This is a genomic window from Pseudomonas sp. LBUM1659 (assembly GCF_059716045.1).
In genome coordinates this window covers 6445036-6462694 of the sequence record NZ_CP166797.1, presented here as the reverse complement: position 1 = coordinate 6462694, position 17659 = coordinate 6445036, and the positions used below count along the sequence as shown (strand labels likewise).

The 17659-nt window shown below is 53.3% G+C and carries 14 protein-coding genes and 1 pseudogene; 4 read left to right on the top strand and 11 right to left on the bottom strand.

All coding sequences use genetic code 11. The features are described from left to right. Nucleotides 1-93 precede the first annotated feature (93 nt). Both ACA048_RS29525 and ACA048_RS29520 read left to right on the top strand, forming a co-directional pair. Nucleotides 94-786 carry a hypothetical protein gene (locus ACA048_RS29525; protein ID WP_497627392.1) on the top strand — a complete coding sequence of 231 codons (693 nt, stop codon included), beginning with the start codon at nucleotides 94-96 and terminating at the stop codon, nucleotides 784-786. Beyond that, nucleotides 776-2746 (top strand): carbamoyltransferase C-terminal domain-containing protein, encoded by a 1971-nt coding sequence (locus ACA048_RS29520; protein WP_497627391.1) that lies wholly within the window; start codon nucleotides 776-778, stop codon nucleotides 2744-2746. Before ACA048_RS29525 ends, ACA048_RS29520 begins: the two co-directional genes overlap by 11 nt. A 153-nt stretch (nucleotides 2747-2899) precedes the next feature. On the opposite strand, the gene ACA048_RS29515 is transcribed toward ACA048_RS29520, so the two are convergent. The 3 genes from ACA048_RS29515 to ACA048_RS29505 form a co-directional block, all read right to left on the bottom strand. Beyond that, nucleotides 2900-3040 carry a hypothetical protein gene (locus ACA048_RS29515; RefSeq protein ID WP_497627390.1) on the bottom strand — a complete coding sequence of 47 codons (141 nt, stop codon included), beginning with the start codon at nucleotides 3038-3040 and terminating at the stop codon, nucleotides 2900-2902. 209 nt (nucleotides 3041-3249) lie between these two features. Next, nucleotides 3250-3936: a hypothetical protein gene (locus tag ACA048_RS29510; protein WP_497627389.1), complete on the bottom strand. Its 687-nt coding sequence runs from the start codon at nucleotides 3934-3936 to the stop codon at nucleotides 3250-3252. Nucleotides 3937-4193: 257 nt separating this feature from the next. Beyond that, the gene (locus ACA048_RS29505) at nucleotides 4194-4976 is read right to left on the bottom strand and encodes an HNH endonuclease (RefSeq protein ID WP_497627388.1); all 783 of its coding nucleotides are present in this window, start codon (nucleotides 4974-4976) and stop codon (nucleotides 4194-4196) included. A gap of 721 nt (nucleotides 4977-5697) precedes the next feature. Here ACA048_RS29505 and ACA048_RS29500 point away from each other — a divergent pair. Together ACA048_RS29500 and ACA048_RS29495 are read left to right on the top strand one after the other, a co-directional pair. Further along, nucleotides 5698-5925, top strand: a complete 228-nt coding sequence (locus ACA048_RS29500) for a BPSL0761 family protein (RefSeq protein WP_497627387.1) — start codon at nucleotides 5698-5700, stop codon at nucleotides 5923-5925. A gap of 380 nt (nucleotides 5926-6305) precedes the next feature. Continuing rightward, nucleotides 6306-6974 carry a TniQ family protein gene (locus ACA048_RS29495; RefSeq protein WP_497627386.1) on the top strand — a complete coding sequence of 223 codons (669 nt, stop codon included), beginning with the start codon at nucleotides 6306-6308 and terminating at the stop codon, nucleotides 6972-6974. A 100-nt stretch (nucleotides 6975-7074) separates the two neighbouring features. Here ACA048_RS29495 and ACA048_RS29490 read toward each other — a convergent pair whose 3' ends face one another. From ACA048_RS29490 to ACA048_RS29455, 8 genes and pseudogenes are all read right to left on the bottom strand, one after another. After that, nucleotides 7075-7410, bottom strand: a complete 336-nt coding sequence (locus tag ACA048_RS29490; RefSeq protein ID WP_497627385.1) for a DUF7716 domain-containing protein — start codon at nucleotides 7408-7410, stop codon at nucleotides 7075-7077. A 14-nt stretch (nucleotides 7411-7424) separates the two neighbouring features. Next, entirely contained in the window at nucleotides 7425-12143 is a 4719-nt protein-coding gene (locus ACA048_RS29485) for an RHS repeat-associated core domain-containing protein (RefSeq protein ID WP_497627384.1), read from the bottom strand. After that, nucleotides 12143-12880 (bottom strand): DUF4123 domain-containing protein, encoded by a 738-nt coding sequence (locus tag ACA048_RS29480; protein WP_497627383.1) that lies wholly within the window; start codon nucleotides 12878-12880, stop codon nucleotides 12143-12145. The genes ACA048_RS29485 and ACA048_RS29480 overlap by 1 nt, the downstream gene beginning before the upstream one ends. Next, nucleotides 12870-14912 (bottom strand): type VI secretion system Vgr family protein, encoded by a 2043-nt coding sequence (locus tag ACA048_RS29475; protein ID WP_497627382.1) that lies wholly within the window; start codon nucleotides 14910-14912, stop codon nucleotides 12870-12872. Before ACA048_RS29475 ends, ACA048_RS29480 begins: the two co-directional genes overlap by 11 nt. Before the next feature lie 131 nt (nucleotides 14913-15043). Beyond that, nucleotides 15044-15559, bottom strand: coding sequence for an Hcp family type VI secretion system effector (locus ACA048_RS29470; RefSeq protein ID WP_497627381.1), 516 nt, complete (start codon nucleotides 15557-15559; stop codon nucleotides 15044-15046). A 662-nt stretch (nucleotides 15560-16221) separates the two neighbouring features. Continuing rightward, nucleotides 16222-16533: a hypothetical protein gene (locus ACA048_RS29465; RefSeq protein WP_497627380.1), complete on the bottom strand. Its 312-nt coding sequence runs from the start codon at nucleotides 16531-16533 to the stop codon at nucleotides 16222-16224. An 85-nt stretch (nucleotides 16534-16618) separates the two neighbouring features. Continuing rightward, on the bottom strand, nucleotides 16619-17278 hold the full coding sequence (locus ACA048_RS29460; protein WP_497627379.1) for a hypothetical protein: 660 nt from the start codon (nucleotides 17276-17278) through the stop codon (nucleotides 16619-16621). A 134-nt stretch (nucleotides 17279-17412) separates the two neighbouring features. Further along, a pseudogene (locus ACA048_RS29455) lies at nucleotides 17413-17613 on the bottom strand (SAM-dependent methyltransferase); the annotation flags it as partial. Nucleotides 17614-17659 lie beyond the last annotated feature (46 nt).

Genomic DNA, 17659 nt, shown 5'->3' with positions numbered 1-17659 from the left:
GCTCGTTACAGTAATGAGGGCAGTCATCTGATGTGTTCACCTTGACTCAGAACGTGACAGTGCGCGCTGAGTGTGCAGGGGGAAAGGAGATCTATGTCTATTTCCATGGCGCTTGCCAATGCCCTTGGTGTGATGAAGGGGAGACTCAGTACCGCAGAAACTGAGAACTACAAATTGCTTTTATGTATGGCCGCTGGTGGATTAGCTCCTCGCGGCAATCGTCCAGAGTCAGCGGTACGGATAGAGAGCTTTCGAACGGTGGTGCAGTGCCTTAAAGCTATGCGCATTGATGGCGGTATGTGGCGCGGGCGACCAGACTTCATGACGGATGAACTCTTGCAGTCCTTGCAAGAAGAAAGCCGACAGATGCACAAGGTGGCAAAGCCAACGGATCGCTATCTTTTGGGGTGCGGCGGGACGTTGGCGGATAAATTTGCGGTGGATGCGCAGTTGACCAATCTAGTGCATCAGTCCTTCCCACTTGCTCACCCAACAGGTATCGCAAGCTACATCTTTTATGATCGCGAGGGGCATGGGCTTGATCCCCATGTAGATACTGACATATATGAAATTAATGTTATTGTTATGTTGAGTCATGAATATCTTGATAAGCCGTCGAGTCTATTGATATTCGACGACGATGTAGAGCCAGAACGCATACTGCTGACTCCAGGTGAAGTTTTGATACTCAATGCTGGTAGTGTTATTCATGCACGAGAGGATATGAAACAGGGTGAGAGCGTTAGCATCCTAACCATCGGCTTTGATATCCCGAATGCAGAATAAACCAGTAGTCACCCTTGGCATCCATATCGGACATGATGCTTCCTGTGCGGTGGTCATTGATGGTCAACTAGTCTCTGCCATTCAGCAAGAGCGCTTGACCCGTGTAAAGTATGACGGTCAGGAGGTGTTAGGTAATAAACTACCCATCGCTGAGGTGCTAAGCGCTGCGGGAGTTTCTATGCAAGAGGTTGACCATATTGTTTCCTGTTTTCAATCCGCGTCGCCCGGTGGGCTAGGGTTCGGGCGGTTGTTGGTAGACGCAGAATTCCGCAGCTTTGATCCTAACCTAACGTCACACACCGTCATTTCACATCATTTGGCCCACGCATTTTCTGCAATTGGGGGAGCCGGTTTCCCGGAATGTGCTGTTCTGGTATGTGACTTAGCAGGTTCATCGACCTTGGATGGGCTCGATTTCGTCCATCCGTTTAGTGTTTGGCAAAGCGCTTTGCAGTCTGTTGCAAGTGCGATCGCAATTAAAACAGAATGCTTGTCTATGTATAAGTGGCGTAACGAAAAAATAGCACTTGAGCATAGAGAGTATGCTGTTGCACACAGCGAACCTGATAGGTTCATATTTAGTGCGGCAAGTCTCTATGAGAATGTGTCACGCTGTGTATTTCGCACTGAAAATGCCTATGGTCAATTGATGGCCCTATCTGCTTACGCGAAGCTAGAGGGGGCAGCAAACAGGTTGCAGGTGGACGATATTTGCACGATTGTTAACGATGATGTTGTTTGGCGTAACGACTGGCAATATCGAGCGACTGCGAGTATCGACTCCTATGATGATGCAGCAAGATTAGCCTTTACCATTCAGGCTTGTACAGAGGACGCCATCCTCTCTTACGCCCGTAGGGCCCGGGCTATGGTGGATAGTGATTCACTTGCTGTTGCTGGAGGCCTGTTTTTAAATATTAATGCTAACAGCAAAATAGCGACATCAGGAGTTTTCAAGCATCTATACGTTCCAAGTTCGCCCAGTGATGCAGGTATAGCGGTCGGGTGTGCTTACTATGGCCAGTACTTATTGGGTCAAAACATATCCAGTAAGCGATGCCGAAATGATCGCCTTGGCCCAATATACACGGTCTCGGAGGTAGATGAGGCTCTTAAGTCACGAGCGTTTTTTGTAAAGATCCAGCAATGTCAAGCGTCAATCGTAGCGCATGACCTGTTTAATGGAGCGATAGTAGCTCGGTGGGTTGGCCGGTCAGAGTTTGGGCCGCGAGCGCTCGGGGCGCGAAGTCTTCTATGCTCGCCATTGTTAGATGAAAACAAGGATCGCCTGAATCGTATTAAAGGCCGTCAGGGATGGCGGCCGGTGGCCCCTATTGTTTTAAGTAGTCGGTTTTCGGACTATTTTGAGGGAGTAGAAGAGAGTCCGTTTATGAATTTGTTGCACCAGATCAAGCCTGAGCATCGAAAAATACTCGCGGCTTTGCACCATCCAGACGGCTCGACTCGGGCTCAAACATTGGACTCGGATCTTGATCAGAAACTCGCTGAGTTACTAACGGAGTTTGAATGTTTGTCAGGCTACCCTATTCTGGTTAACACCTCGCTAAATGGAGCTAATCAACCGATAGTGGAAACCCCCTTGCAAGCGCTCGATTTCTTTCTTGAACATCCAGAAGTAGATGCACTGATAGTGGAGGGGTACTACCTTCAGCGGCAAGCGCCTTGGGCAAGTGAGCATCTTCATAGTTCCCTGATTGGGATTGCTGCGGATGTTGCGCTAGGCGAGTTCTACAAGGGACCTCACAGAGAAACACGCTTGTACAGAAGGAATGACTCGATTGAAGTTAGCAATGAGATGTTTTTATTTCTTCGAACAATAGGCTCGGATTATGTGACGTGGCAGTCAGCGGTCGAGGCGACAGGAGGTCCGACATCAAATCTATCACGACAACTGTTTGAGCTCCTGATCAAACGGTATATTAGCTGGCTTCCAGGGTGATCACGCCCTAGTGCCATATCATCTAATTAAGAAGTCAGCCGGAGCATTAGACATCACTCCTTTACCGGAAGTTGTACACTTTTCATTGAGCGAACTATAGATACAAAGGGCCATATCTGAAGCTGCCATACTCTCGGTGAAAATAGCGCGCTCTCAATTGTGCTTCCTAGCGAGCAATACGATGTCCAGTGATTTGAGCGGGCGTTCATAGAAGTTGACGGTCAGGGAAAGGTCCTTGGTGCCGATGGTGACATGACGGAACAGATAGGCACTTTGTGTATCGATAGTTTGCACCTTGCAACGTTTTGCAGAAACGATCAGTTTTTACATGTTCTGGGTCGGTAGCGGCCGATAGTGAGTGACTGCTGTTGGTCGATAGCTGTCTGTTGCGGAGGGCTGCAATCGACCCATAGCAGTCCTTCATATTGAAATGATTCACGGTTAGGGAAGTAAATATGCCCGACTTACCTTAGGCGTCCAGCGTCCTCAAACTAGTACTTAAATTATAGCCCTAAGCTTTTCTTGAGAAGCTCGCCAAAAATCGGCCAAATCACAGGCTGAACGGCCCCCCAAGCAGGCCCGCAGACTTTTTCAAGTAGGTTCTTAGCCTCTTTCCCGTTACCCTCGCTCGCCGACTCTATGGCAGAGGTCAAGTCTGTGCGTTGATCCATTGAAACAACTTGCCCCTGGTTCTCCAGTATCGCAACCAGTTTCATTAAAATGTCACTGTCCGCACCGGAGATGGAGTCCATCCTTTGTGCGACGTTGTTGCCGGCGGCGAGTTGCAAATTAGAAAATTGCCCTCCTGAGATGTGCACATTGTTAACAACGCGCTGGACGTTATTTGGCCTATTTGGCGACAGCCTGGCAGCCTTGTATCCCGTCTCTGTCAATCCTGCATACTCTCGCTTGCTGTAGCCGCCAATAAACAACACGCTGCTGCTTGGATCATTCTCAAAAACCGCATATGGCCCTGTGCTAATCAACTTCTTCTTTTCGAGATCCGAAAAGGCAATATCGAAGTCGACTTTTGTAATTTCTCCTCCCACGCAGATAGCTGCCGCGAGATCAGATACTAGAGGACCTTCATATCCGCTACTCAGATGATCAGCGTTTAGCGTGCGCTCTGAAAAATCCACCAAGAGTGCACCAAGAATTTGTTTTTCAGCTTCATCCAGACGTACGGCCATACTTATTCCTTGTATATAAAGGATCCGCTGTAGATCCACCTCGGAGTAGCGCTGTTGAAACCTCTATGCGAGATGAGGATGCAAAATGCCACGGTTATTTTTTGCACACATTACGGAGTCATCAGCGGCGTGTCCATGGTCTGCTTTTGGCCGAACGGCGTCTTTCAGCATCTTCAGCTGCAACGCCTTGTTGGGTGGCCGCGGGGACGGCGAGCGAGCAGTGTGTCCGCGACTTGAAGAGGTGATCGCACAACGCCTCATGCCTGGGTGATGTGAGTGGGCAAGTCTCCCAAGGTCACAGGGTCCATCCAATCCAGGTTCGATAGGCATACGCCGCAGATCGGATCACCACCACCTTCCTGATTGATCGGCTGAAAGACCCGTTGGATCAAACCACACTCAACGCACTCGCCCCGCTCCGCCCGAAACAGCACTACCAGCGCTGGTTCTCCCGGGTCACGAGGGGGTATAGACCAGTGGGTGGCTCCCCAACGCGTTGCATCCTCTACCGTGGTCGTCACTAGTTGAAATGACTGCGTCAAACGAAATGGTTGTCCCCTAGGTACAAGTTCGCGCTCTGAGGCAAATCGCAGAAGGGCCAACAATCGCTCTCGTGTCTCCCCATCGAAACTCAAGCCGCTCTCCTGTGCTTTTTCCAACGCGCCGAGTGCAAGAGACAGCCGTCTGGTGCCAACGACCTCGTCGCAAAGCCGGCGAGCCTTGTCGGCCTTCTTTGCGAGATTTTGCAGTACTGCCTGGATAAGAAGGGAAGGCTTAAATTGGAGCGCTGACTTTTTCCCATTGCATGAGCTGCATGCCGGCATCCAATTTTCGAACGAGTTTAGGTCGAACGAATCGGGTAGACCAAGCGCCGACTTAGCAGTATTAAATAGTGTGGGACTCTTGAGAAGGTGCTCGGGCAAAACATGCTCCACTACCATTGAGGTGAGGTCGAGTGGGACGCTGCACAGGTAGCACTTCATGCCATGTACCAAGAATATCGTGTACCGTTGCACGCTGGAGAATTTATACTTCGACATGATGCAATCCTTCGTCATCTCATCGTAAGGACAATAGCATCTGCTCGTCTGCCCAACGCGATACAGCCACTTGTTTAATCCGTGATTTGGGCTGTTCTTCTGAATACCCAAATGTTGCCAGAAAGCCGTCTATACCGGAAGACCACTCATGGTCGACAGCGCCGTTCGTAGCCTTCACCCGCGAGGACCTGAACCTCTGCCATGCTGGCTTTATCGTGACGATCGCATGATTCCGCGTCTGCTTCCCGTTTTCTTCCTTGCCCACAGGGACCCGCCTCGCTAACGCGTACGGCCGAGACAGGTCGATGGCATTGCCTTGCCACCGCACGTACTGCCAGGTTGAAAAACGACAGCGCAAAGACTTTGCGCACCAGCGCCGCGCTCGGCCCTTCGGCCAGACTGGACGAGATCCATCCGGACCCCTTTCCCCTTCCTGGTATACGTAGGCCCCATAGCTTGGCTGTCTGGATCGGCGGGTCTAGCTCCCTTCGGAAACCAGCGAATTGCGCCACGCTCGTTAATATCCATGCCCTCACCATACAAGTAGGCCATCCCTAAGATCTTGTAGCCTGTCGCGGTACCGGCGCCGCCGCACTTCCGGCCAGTAGAGTTCCTCGCCGGGCTTCGGGGGCTCGTTATTTTCTCCGTAGGTGCCTCTGAACCAAGGCTAAACTATGGCTCAGACATGTATTCACCTAGAGAAGCGAATTGGAGGGAATAGATGACGATGCCTAGCGAGCGTACACGAGCGGTGCTGCAGACCCGAGATTTTCTGATTGAGCTCTCGCGTGATAAGTCGCTACCCGAAAAGGTACAACACGACGCAAAATTCCTCCTGAGGCACTACCCTCTAAAAAGCGATCTCAGACAAGCCGGGCGCCTTGAGGAGCAGCCTGAGCGCTTCGGCCCGCTTATAAGTCCTATCTTCAGTTCCTCGACTGAAACATGACCGATCTCTACGTACGGCTCTTGATTAGCACAAGTTCCGGAAGGTGAGCCGGGGCGGGATGCCATAGGCTGATGGCTCAGATCTCTGAGTCGTCTGCATGAACCCTTGAGACAGTTTTTAATCCTTGGCGCGTTTCCCACCGGGACGATTTCGTACGTTGAGACAGTTTTTAAACAGCAAGTCGCATCGTTACAAGCCGCGAAAAGCTGGCTTGCTCGTGACAGTTTTTATTCCTACACATCAAAGTGAAACTACGAAATAAAGTCTGTCGAAACTAAATAAAGTCTGTCGCTGGCTCCCACGCCCCCGGTTTGGTAGCTAGCGACGCTTTCCTCCGCTCCTCCCCGCTCTGGGCGTAGCTCTAGGTTTGAAAGCCCAAAATGATCCTAGCGATTCAGCCAGAGGAGACTATGCGTTCCTTTGTGGAAAGAACTCTTTTTATAAAAGGAAAACACTCTTCCACGGAAGTGTTTCGGAAGTTTCCAAAAAACCCCTCACGGGCAGATGTTTCGAAAATTGCCGAAGCACTGGGATGGTTTGGCTGTTACGGCTTGAACAAGATGCTGCATAGGCATACTAACTTTCCTTTCACGGCAATTTTTAAAAATATCCAAGATATCTCTTACTCTGGGAACGAGTATATAAGTTATTCAAGTTGCTATGATTCAAATAGAAGGCCATCAGGTTTTTGCCCGGTTTGTGTTGCAGAAGATATTGAACGCTTAGGATTTTCTTTCTGGCGGCGTGCTCATTGTTTTAAACTGAAAGTCTGTGCGGAGCACAATGTAGAGTTAGTCAAACGTTGCCCGGCTTGTGACAAGCAGTTTTTCAATGGAGGTCATGATCTGGGGGTGATGTGGAAGGCCTGTGGGGGACGACATCTAAAGGACAGCTCTGTGACGTTGAACACAGATCCTTTTGAGTTGAAGAAAGCTCAGATCTTTACGGACTTTCTTTCATTCACCCATCACCTTTCGGAGGAGGCGGTTCTCGCCGTCTTATATGAACAAATCCATCAAGGCGAGCTTCTTTTGAGAGCCGATCAGTGACATCTTAAAACGTCGGTGCAGAAATTTTGCGATCTCAAGATCGCTAGTGGATGATGCAGAAGCAATGCTTATTCTGGGCATGGCTAAAATCTTCAGTTTGCTACAGAGTAATAAAGCTATCGTTTTCGTTATAGAATTTTATGGCTTTAAGTATCTCTTCATTTGTAGCAGACGCCTTTTGTTTTAGCGCGTTGAATACCGCATCTTCTAAGAGTTCATCGGTGAACCAGAAGTCGAGATTTTTTTGAGTGATTCTCTCTGGGAAAATCTCTTCATCGTCATCCGTGATCTCTGAATACTCATCAATGACGCAATCGGTATGTAAGGTAGCTTGATCTGATGATCCAGCCCCATAAACACAATAGGTAAGCTCTTTTTTCTGAGCCTTTAAGAAGTCGATCAGGTCATTTATCTTGATAGATTGATTGTGCTTCATACCATTGCTCCAAATTATTCTGTTTTGATTTTCCCTTCGCGCCCCTCTCGGCCCCCACCCCATATGTCTCGTCCACCTTTGCCGGTTGGGTGATATACGGAGTGTTCGCCGCCATGGTCTGCTCTATGAACAAGCTGCAGCACGCCGGGCTTCTCGTTGTGGTGCCAAGTGTAGCCTGTCGGGCTGGAGCCCATGTTCCGTTTGGGATCATCCACCCAAGTTTTTAGTTCAGGGTTTCGACTATACATATTTTTTCGAAATGCTGGATCGCCATTGAGCTTGTTTATTAAGTCCTTGTTAGCTCTGTTGAATTGTACCTTGTCACTCTTTAGGTACAGGTTTTCAGGGACTTTGTATTCGTGGAATGAGTTGAATTGATGAGCTTTTCGTCCTGCATCAGGAGCGTCGGGTTGGCCTTCATCGACCGCCGGTTTTGTTGTCGCGTTATCGGCTTCGAAGTCTGGCTTACACCCATCCGCACCAGGACAAGTATCCAACCCCAACGGATCCACCCACCCCGTAGGGTTAGGAACGTACTGGTAGTTATTCAACCCACCCGCCAGCTTGATCGGATCCGGCGTCAGAAACCGTCCAGTCCCCGGATTGTAGTAGCGATGGCGGTTGTAGTGTAACCCCGTTTCAGCATCGAAATACTGACCCTGGAAACGCAACGGGTTGTCCATTTCAGCAACATTGAGTGCCGCAAGGTTGCCATAGGCGCGATATTTCGCCGACCACATGATCTCGCCGCTGTAGTCGGTGAGTTCTTGCGGTGTGCCCAGGTGGTCGAGTTGGTAGTAGAACGGCGCTGCTCTCAGCGGGCCTTCGCCATCGAGCATTGCCAGCGGGCGGAAACTACCCGGTTCATAGATGTAAGTGCGATAGCGGTTGTCAGCGCTTTCGGCGATCAGGCGTTCGCCTTGCCACAGGAACTCGGTGGTGCTGCCGTCGACGGTTTTTTCGATGCGCCGGCCGAAGGCGTCGTACTTATAGGACGCAACGCTACCCCCCGGCAGGCTGGCGCCGATCAAGCGGTGCTGGCAGTCGTAACGGTATTCGGTGACGAGTTTCTGCCCGGTACCACGACGTTCGCGGATCAGGTTGCCGTAGGCGTCGTAGTCGTAGTGGCGGTCGCCCTGCATCAGCAGACGGTTGCCTGTGACGTTGGCCAGGTTCGCTGTGGGTTGGTCGCCTTGGCCCAGCAAGTTGCCGGCAGGGTCGTGGGCGAAGCTTTCCGGGGTGCTGCCACGGACGTTGATCAGGCGGTCGAGCGGGTCGTAGTGGTAGCTGCGATTGCCTTTGCGGCTGTCATCGATGCCGGCGAGGTTGCCGTTGGCGTCGTAGGCGTAGCGACGGTGGAACAGGTTTCTATCTTTTTGGCTGACGCTGTGTGCTTGCAGACGGCCTTGTTCGTCGTGCTGATACTCGCTGAGTAACAGACCCTGTTGGCGTTTTTGCTCGAGGCCGGCGTTGAACTGATGAGTGGTCAGGCGCGAGCCGTTGAGGTCGATGCTGCTTAGTTGGCCGCCGCGCTGGTGGCGGTAATCGAGTTTGCTGCCGTCCGGGAGGCGGCAGTGGCTGAGTTGTCCGACGCTGTCGTACTCGTAGCGCAGGGTGCCCCAGCCTTGGTGTTCGGTGATCAGGCGGTCTTGTAGATCGTATTCATACGCCAGCGGCCAGTTGCCGTCGTCGACGTTGACCAGACGGCCAAGGGCGTCATAGCTGTAATGGATCTCCTCGCCATCGGCCAGGGTTTTGACCAGTAAGCGGCCAGCAGCGTCGCGCTGATATTCAGTGACAAGTTCACTGCCATCGTCGCCGAACTCGGTTTTCTTCAGCAGTTGGCCGTTGAGGTCGTATTCGTAGGCGGTGCGGCGCCCGTCGAAACCGGTTTCCTGTTGGATCAGGCCGTTGGCGTGGTAGTCGAGGTGGTAGTGCTCGCCACGTTCGTTCTCGATCTCTGTCAGCAGCAATCTCGAGTTGTCGTAGCGATAACGCAATTGGCTACCGTCCGGATTGATCCGACGGCTGACCAGGTGCAGACCATCGGCGTATTCGTAACGCGTCACGCGGCCCAGTTCATCGCGCTCTGCGGTGACGCGGCCGTACGGGTTGTAAGTGAACGCACGGCTGGCGCCGCCGGGCAGGGTGACTTGCGTCAGGCGACTGACGGCATCCCATTGGTAGTGGGTGATCGCGCCGGTTTCTTCCTGACGAGTTATCTGCCGACCCAGTGCGTCATAGCGGTATTTGCGCTGGCCGCCGTCGGGCAGGCGTTCTTCCAGCAATTGACCGAGGTTGTTCCAGCCCAGTTGATGGCGGCTGCCATCGGGGTGCCGGATTTCCAGCAGACGGCCTTGGCGGTCGTAGTTGTAGAGGGTCGCGTTGCCATCTGGGTCGATTTGCTGGGTGATGTCACCCTGGTTGTTGCGCTGATACTTCCATGTGGTTTTGCCGCGATGGATTTCACTCACCAAACCATTACTGTACTCATATGACGTGGGCTCGTCCTCCGGCGGAACTACCTCTACCAAGTCACCCACCTCGTCATAGTGGTACTCGGTCACGGCGCCCAGTGGATCTTTTTCTGCAATCAGACGGCCCTTGTCGTCGTAGGCCTTGAGGTGTTCAGCACCATCAGGATCGACTCTGCTGATCAGTCGCGCCTGTTCGTCGTGGGTATAGACCTCTTCACTGCCATCGGCCTCGGTGGAGGTGACACTGCCTTTGTCATCCCAGACGTAGCGTTGATCCATCTGAGAGAAGTTCGCCCAGTGATGGATACAACGTGCTGCTTTGCCCGCAAGTTCCCACTCCCAATAAAAACTCGCCCCACCCGCCAGTTGCCGCTCAAGAATCACGTTCTGATCGTCGTAGGCATAGCGTTCGGTTTCACCGGCGGCGTTCTTCGCTTCAATCAGGCGATGCTGCGCGTCATAGCTGTACGTGACCAACGTCTGGACGGTGTTCCAGGCGTCTTCCAGATTGTCTGCCGCCAAGAACTGCTGATAATCGACGGCGACGATGTGCTTGCGGTCGTAACGCAAGAGAAGGGCGCGACCGGCACCATTATCGAGGCGTTTAATCCGGCCATGAATGTCACGGGTGATGTGCAACCGGTTGCCATAGCTGTCGCTGATGGCTATCAGCGTGGCGCCCTTGCTGTCGTAGCGGAAGTGGTAAAAACGGGAGCAAACACCGGCTTGCGCGAGGATCAATTCAGTCGGGTCGTCGCCCAAAAAAATGGCTGCGCGTGACAATGTGTTGGTAATGGTCGGGCGTTGTTCGCTGGGCAATGGAAACGCCATCGAGCGATTTTCATGGTCAGTCCAGAGGACGTCCTCGCTGTTGATTTCAATACGTTGCGCCAGCGCATGACTCCAGCCGTAACCCAGGCCGCAGTCGATTTCTGCAGCGCTGGTGCGGTACAGGCGTGTCCATTCGAAGGGCAATAGCCCATCGAGTTGGCCATCAGTCAGGGTCAACAGTTCTTCACCCGTGACCATCGAGACCGGGCAGCCTTTCTTTTGGGTCTTGCTGTCTGAGTCAACGTTCTGATTGTTACCGTTCTTGCCACCTTTGGAGGCATCGGGTCTGGCTTTTTTGCCAGCAAGCTTGGTGTTTTTTCTGCCATCAAAACGCAGCAGCGCCTTCCCTTTTTTGACTTGAGCTGTCACTCCACGGGCGGCGACCACCACGTACTTTTCCACGTACCCCATGAAGCTTTTGATGATGTTGAACAGGGATTTCACGAAGCCGGTCACGGCCTTGATAACAATTTCGCCGTATTTCTTTAAGCGGGCAGCCAGGTAAATGAGACCGGTACCTTCTGCTGCGACGGTCAGCACCACCGAAATTACGATGTCGATCAGAATCCCAACGACCGCCGCCGTGGTCATTTTCGCCGCCTTGCCGGCCATCTGGGTCGGTGGTAAACCGGCAAGCCAGATTGCCGCACTGCGTACCATTAGAAACAGGGCCGCCTCGTCGCTGGCGAGCAACATGGCTTTTTTCATTACGTCCGGTGCTTCTTTGGCCAGTTTGACCAGTTCTTGGGCACCTGCTCCTAAGTCTGCGGCAAATTTCATCGGATTCTGAAGTATGTCGAGGACCAGAGTAATCCCGTCCCAGACACCTTTGATGGCTTCCCAGCCGCCTTCCAAAATACCGCTACCAATCGCCATGGCTGTGGCTGAAGCTGACTGAGTTTTCCATTGGGGCTTAAAGCCGGCCCATTCTTTGCGCAGGAAGCCTTCCAAGTCCGCACTTAAACCGTCATAGGATTTGAACAGGGCGTCGAGCTGCGAAGGTGTCACTTCATTGTGAACGCGTATTTTGTAAGACTTACCCGGCACTCCACCGGTCCAGCTGGCTTTGCCTTGAGCATCCAGTTTGACTTTGCTGACCGCACCGCCATCCACCGCGACGATTTCAACTTCAATGCCGCCCAAAGGAATGTCGTAGACCGATTCGAACTTGCTCTCGATCAGCAACGGGCCCTTGAGCGGACACTTGGCTACGTACGAGCTGAAGTCGCCATCAGTAACACTGACAGCTTTGCTGGTGTTACCGACTTTGATTACCCGCTCCATGCCCAGCAGAGACGGTAAATCCCCCTTTCTGCTGACAGCGTCGGCTGTCTTGGCGTACCAGGTTTTGGTTTGTTCCTGGTACAGCTTCAGACTGTCCTTGAACGTACTCAGTTGGTTGTCAACGTAGGCAACGCGATCCATCAGCCTTGCTCCAGAATCAGGTGGTTTAACAGTGCTTCATTGAGATTTTTTGGAGCGTCGGGCCGGCGCACGAAACGTGCGATTTTCAGCTTCAGATTGCTCTCGGGGTAGGCGGCGTAGATGTCTGGACGTTCCTCTTCCAGCCATTGCATCAGGTTGCCAATCAGGGTTGACGGGTTTTTCTGGGCCAAGCCATCGAGTAACGTCTTGGGCACTTCCCACCACGGCCAATCCTTCGCTGGCGGCACAACCCGTGGCCCAACTTCCAGACGCTTCCCGTTAATCAAATACCGATCAAACACCGGCAGCACTTCACCGGCGGCATCGCCGAGTCCTTCCAGAATCGGGAAGATATGCCGCCCGTCCCAAAACCGGAAAAACACCTCAGTCCCGTCGGGCATACGCACTTGGGTCAGGCTGCGAAGGTGTTCGAACACTACCTCCGGTGTGCTGGTTGAAACTGCCATCCAACCCCAGTCTTGCGTGTCCGTTTCGGCAATCCACTGCAGAAAGCCGGAGTTGGGTTTCAACTCGACGAGGTAGGGCATAACCTGTTGCCAGCCCGCGTAGGGCGTTCCGCCCCAGATCGGCGTCGCTTGGGTCATGGGTTCATTCTGATAAAGCGTCTTGAGCGCTTCAGCATCGCTGGCGGCGCTGACGATCAGGTACAGGCGTTCGTCTGCTTGCAACGGTTTGTCAGCAAGCCACGCCTGCGGAGTCAACAGATCAGATCGCACAAGCACCTGCCTTACACTTCTCGCACTCTTCACAGAATGGCGCGTTACGTTTGAGGGTATTGACCTGAGCAGGAGTCAAAACCGCGCCAGCCTTGTCAGCATCTGCCTGTTTCAACACGCCGGGCATCAGTGGTGCCGCCCCGGTCCCGCTACCCGGACTCCCCCCGGAATTCATGTTGACCACCGGCCCGCTCAGGGTCACGCCGCTGGCATCGATCTTGATAAAACTGCCGCCGCCCTTGAGCGTCAGTTCGCTCCCCGCTTCGAGCACGACTTTCATGCCGCTGCTCAGGTGAATCTCCTGACCCGCTTCAATGAACTGCCCGGTGCCAATCTTGATGTGCTGATTCACGCCCACGGTCAGATGGTCATTCGCCCGGGCTTCGACTTTGCGGTCGGCGTAGACGGTGTGGTGTTCTTCGGCCTTGAATTCGCTGTAGCTGTTTTTCTCGACGGTGTCGTGGCGTTCGTTGCCGACGCGGATTTTCTGGTCGTGTTCGACGTTTTCGTCCCAGTCACGCTGGGCGTGCAGGAAGATTTGTTCCTGGCCTTTTTTGTCTTCGATGCGCAGTTCGTTGAAGCCGCCACCGCCCTTGGAGCTCAGGGTTTTGAAGGTGCTGCGGGTTTTGTTCGCCGGCAGTGGATAGGGGACGACGTTTTCCTTGTGGTACAGGCAGCCGCTGATCAGCGGCTGGTCGGGGTCGCCTTCGAGGAAGGTGACGAGGACTTCCATGCCGATCCGCGGGATGGCGATGCCGCCGTAGTGGGCGCCGGCCCAGGCGGAGGAGACGCGCAGCCAGCAACTGGTCTTGTCGTCGGCCTGGCCTTCGCGGTCCCAGTGGAATTGCACTTTGACGCGGCCGTACTGGTCGCAGTGGATCTCTTCGCCCTTGGGCCCGGTGACCACGGCGCTTTGGCTGCCGAGGATGCGCGGCTTCTTCTGCGTCAGCGGCGGGCGGTTCGGCACGTCCCACGGCGTGGCTTGAAAGCGGTTGCGGTAGCCCTGATGGAAATCGCCCTTGAGGTTGGTCGTGTCGCTGGTGACCGACTCCTCAAGCACTTGCGGCTGTTTGCCTTCATGGAGAATTTCGGTCAGCAGCCACAGGTCGTTCCACTTGGCTTTAGGGTGTTGGGTCAGGGCCAGGAAGTGGCCGCTGACCAGCAACGGCTGATCGCTTTTACCTTCGGCGAGCTGGAAGTCGCTGCGGTGACGTTCGAGGGCGCGTTTGGCCAGGTGCTTGCCGCGTTCGCGGTCGATGAAGCGGCCAGGGTAGTCGTAGTCTTCGAGGTCGGGCAGGGCGTCGCCGCGATTTTCGCTTTCGAGGGTGATGCGCGGTTTTTCGAAGTCGTAGTCGCGGCGGGTGGTGCGGCTGGTGCGGGTTTCCAGGCGCAGGTCGAAGCGCTTGATTACCGGGTCGTTGGCGACCATGCCGGAGTCTTGCTGGTAGGCCACGGGTGCGAGTTTCGGGAACACCGTCTGGTCATCGCCGAACACCAGTTTGTGGGCCGTGGCGCTGTGCTGGAAGTGGTAATGGATACCTTCTTCTTCGCACAGGCGCTGGATGAATTGCAGGTCCGATTCATCGTACTGAACGCAGTAAATGCGCTCGGGATAGATCGCCCCGACTTTGAATTCATAGGCATTGCTTTGGATGCCGTGCTCTTCAAGGACCATACCGATGATTTTCGGCACGCTGAGGTTCTGGAAGATGCGCTGGTTGATGCGATGCGCGAGGTAGGACAGTTGCGGGCGCAGGGTCACCGCGTAGCGGGTCAGGCGTTTGCCGGAATCACCCTGGGCGGCGCGATAGATCTGGCCATGGATGCCGCTGCCGTCAGGCGAGAGCTGCAAAAAGGCCGGTTTGTGCAGCAGGGTCTCGAGGTCCAGGGACGGCTGTTCACTGACCAGCTCCACCTCAAACACAAAAGGCTGGCTGATGGCTTCCCGGCCTTGCAGGGAAAAGACCTGAAAGTCGCTGGAAAGACCTTCGATGGTCAGGGCAAAGTGAGTCTGATTGGCCGGCGCGAACATCCCTTGTTCCTCGTGCAGTGCTGCGGCATGCGCTGACACCCGGAAACCGGGTCAACGGACGCGAAATTCTGGAAGGGCGGAAACAACATCGACCAGCAGAGCTGGCCGATGCTTGTGACGGTCGGCCTGACTTAGGCGACCGGCAGACGCCAGTCATCGGAACCCGAAGTACCGGATACTTCGTGGGTCCAGGTGATTTTGCGGTAGGTGAATTGCACTTCTTCCAGGTGCGTGAAGTGCGAGTTCGACGGATCCTGGCAGTTGTGCATTTTGTTGTTGATGGCGACGATGATCGCGTCTTCCAGTTTGGTGGTGTAGTAGTGCTCTTGGGTACCTTGAGCCGAAGTGCGGTACCACTGGATAACGATTTCGCTCATGCGCTCGCCGGAAGTCAGAGCAGCTTGCAGCAGTGGCGAAGCCTTGTCGTAGACCTTGGTGATTACGACTGGCTTGTGAACGCGCTGACCGGTTGGCTGGCCGGATTGTGGGTCACGCGGGATGATCACGTCGTGGCTGAAAGCCTGAACCATGACCTGGTCTTCGTGACCTTCTTGGTAAGTGTTGCCAACCGAGTCGGCGGTGAACGCGCCGGCAGTGATCAGCCCTTGTTTCTCGCCCATGACGGACATGTACGCTGGTGTAGCCATGGAGGTGCTCCTTGCTAAAAATTTAGGGTGCCCGGGAGGCGTGTATCGCCCGGTGGGTGCCTGACTGTAATCAAGGTCCGTGCCAGAAATGTTGAGGGCTATATAAACCGGGGCTTCAGCGCGGTTGCTCAGTCGACTGAACCGATTTGAAGTGAAATCAACCGGTAAAGTGCGCAACTTCTTGCGCAGTACTGCGCAACTTCTTGCGCACTTGGCTGGAGGCCACGGCCCGCTTGACGCTCATCGAGCGTCGGAGGGCTTTTTTTTGAAAAAGTGCGCAACTTCTTGCGCATAATGGCCATCAGACATCAGTGGGTGATGATGGTGTAGCCAAGCTGTTGCCGCTGACCGAGAATTGACCTAGTAAAGGCTGTCCTGCCGGCTGAAAACTGTCCCAGGTAGTGCTCGAGCAACTCGGTGCATTAGGTCTCCACTGCGGAATCCTCCTCCCGGATATGAAAGAGTTCATGCACAGTCATCATGGCGCTTAGTTTTTGAGCCGAGCCGATAGCGCTACGCTGGTCCGAGTTAGCTCGAACGAAGGGGTAGACGTCGCTATCGATAAGAATGCGCGTCTGATTGGAATGGGAGTTCGTCAATATTGAAGCTGGACTTCAACAGACACCCAAGCTCTTGAAATTACCCCCACCGGTGCCGTGCATTCAGTTTCTGATTTCGCTCAAAAACGCTTTGATTTTTTCATGCTCTTCAAACGTCAACTCATATGTAAGCTTGATTTTCTGAGCGGGCAACGGTTTTACCGCGAGAAGCTTATGTAAAGACTGCCACGCTGCCACCATTAGAATCAAAGCTGTAAGGTAGACAAGGAGATACAAACTGAAGACAAATATAAGCTGCGGGGCATCATTAAAATCCAGCAACATCGAAAGATAAATCAAGGTATCGGTGGCAACTATAAATAGAAGAATAAAAACCCATAACAAAAAATTCCGCATTCCAGCAGTAAGCTTCATACTTTTCACTCCTCATCCCCTGAATAACTAACAAAACGATTCAATATACTTTAAAGCTAAACTCCACCTTTGCTGAGCGGAACGATCAAATACCTGTATCTACATAGTACCAACCCCCACTCATATCAGTGACACTGGCTTTTTCCGCCTTATCGGGCTGGTATACAGCCTGCGGTGAATAGATATAAGAGGCATAACAGTAGAAGCACGAAAGATCGACTTGTGCGAACGACACAATGCCTTTCTCGGATCGGACACTGATTCTAATGGGGGTTATGCTGGCCTTTTTCGCTGCATCTCTGATCTTGGTAAAAATCTCGCTTCCGTGCCCGTCGAAGGGTTTGGCTTTGTCGCCATCGCCGCAAGTAGAGGCAGGCGAGCTGGCATAGTTACCCGCCTCGGCAAGCAGAGCTTCACACCAGTCCTGATCCTGGAAATAAGCAACCTTATAATCATTGGCAGTGGCGACCAGAGTATCTAGCCGAGGCACCATATCGGAGCTCATCGAATCAGCCGTTGCGTAGATAAAAACTACAACAAAAGTCACAATTGCAGCGATACCCAGCACGAGTTTAATTAAAACTCCAGCTAGGTATTTAACAGTTTCCCAAAGAACACGACCCAACGATCTCATGGAGCGCGTCATAACGACTTTAACGCGCCTGCCAGCAGACCCGTCGCGGTTCCATTTATCTGGGGGGCGTTTGGGTATAACGGGGATGGGTGCGCTTGCCTTTTCGCTCATGAATCATCCTTGTTCTTCCTTGAAAATCCCGTCCTGAAACTGTGGCGAACTGCAGGACGAATCCAAAATTCAGCGCTGATAATCCGGATCCTTGCCATGCGCGGCGGCGGAAGGATAACACCAACAGCTTTCGTTCAGACCTTTCTATAGGTTAGCCGCGCTCCCCAGAACAGGTTGCTAAAAAATCGCGTAGCTTCGCCAAACCCCGCCTCATGCATCAACGCCTGAACCGCAGCCTCGGAATGCGGCGGATCCGCGCCCTGAAGAATCTTGCCAAACTTTGCCCTCACCTCCTCCGCACTGGCGCCCTGTTGCCGTCAGCGTTGACCCCACGCTACACGGACTGCTAGGGGATAGCGGTGAAGTCATATGTTGCTGTCC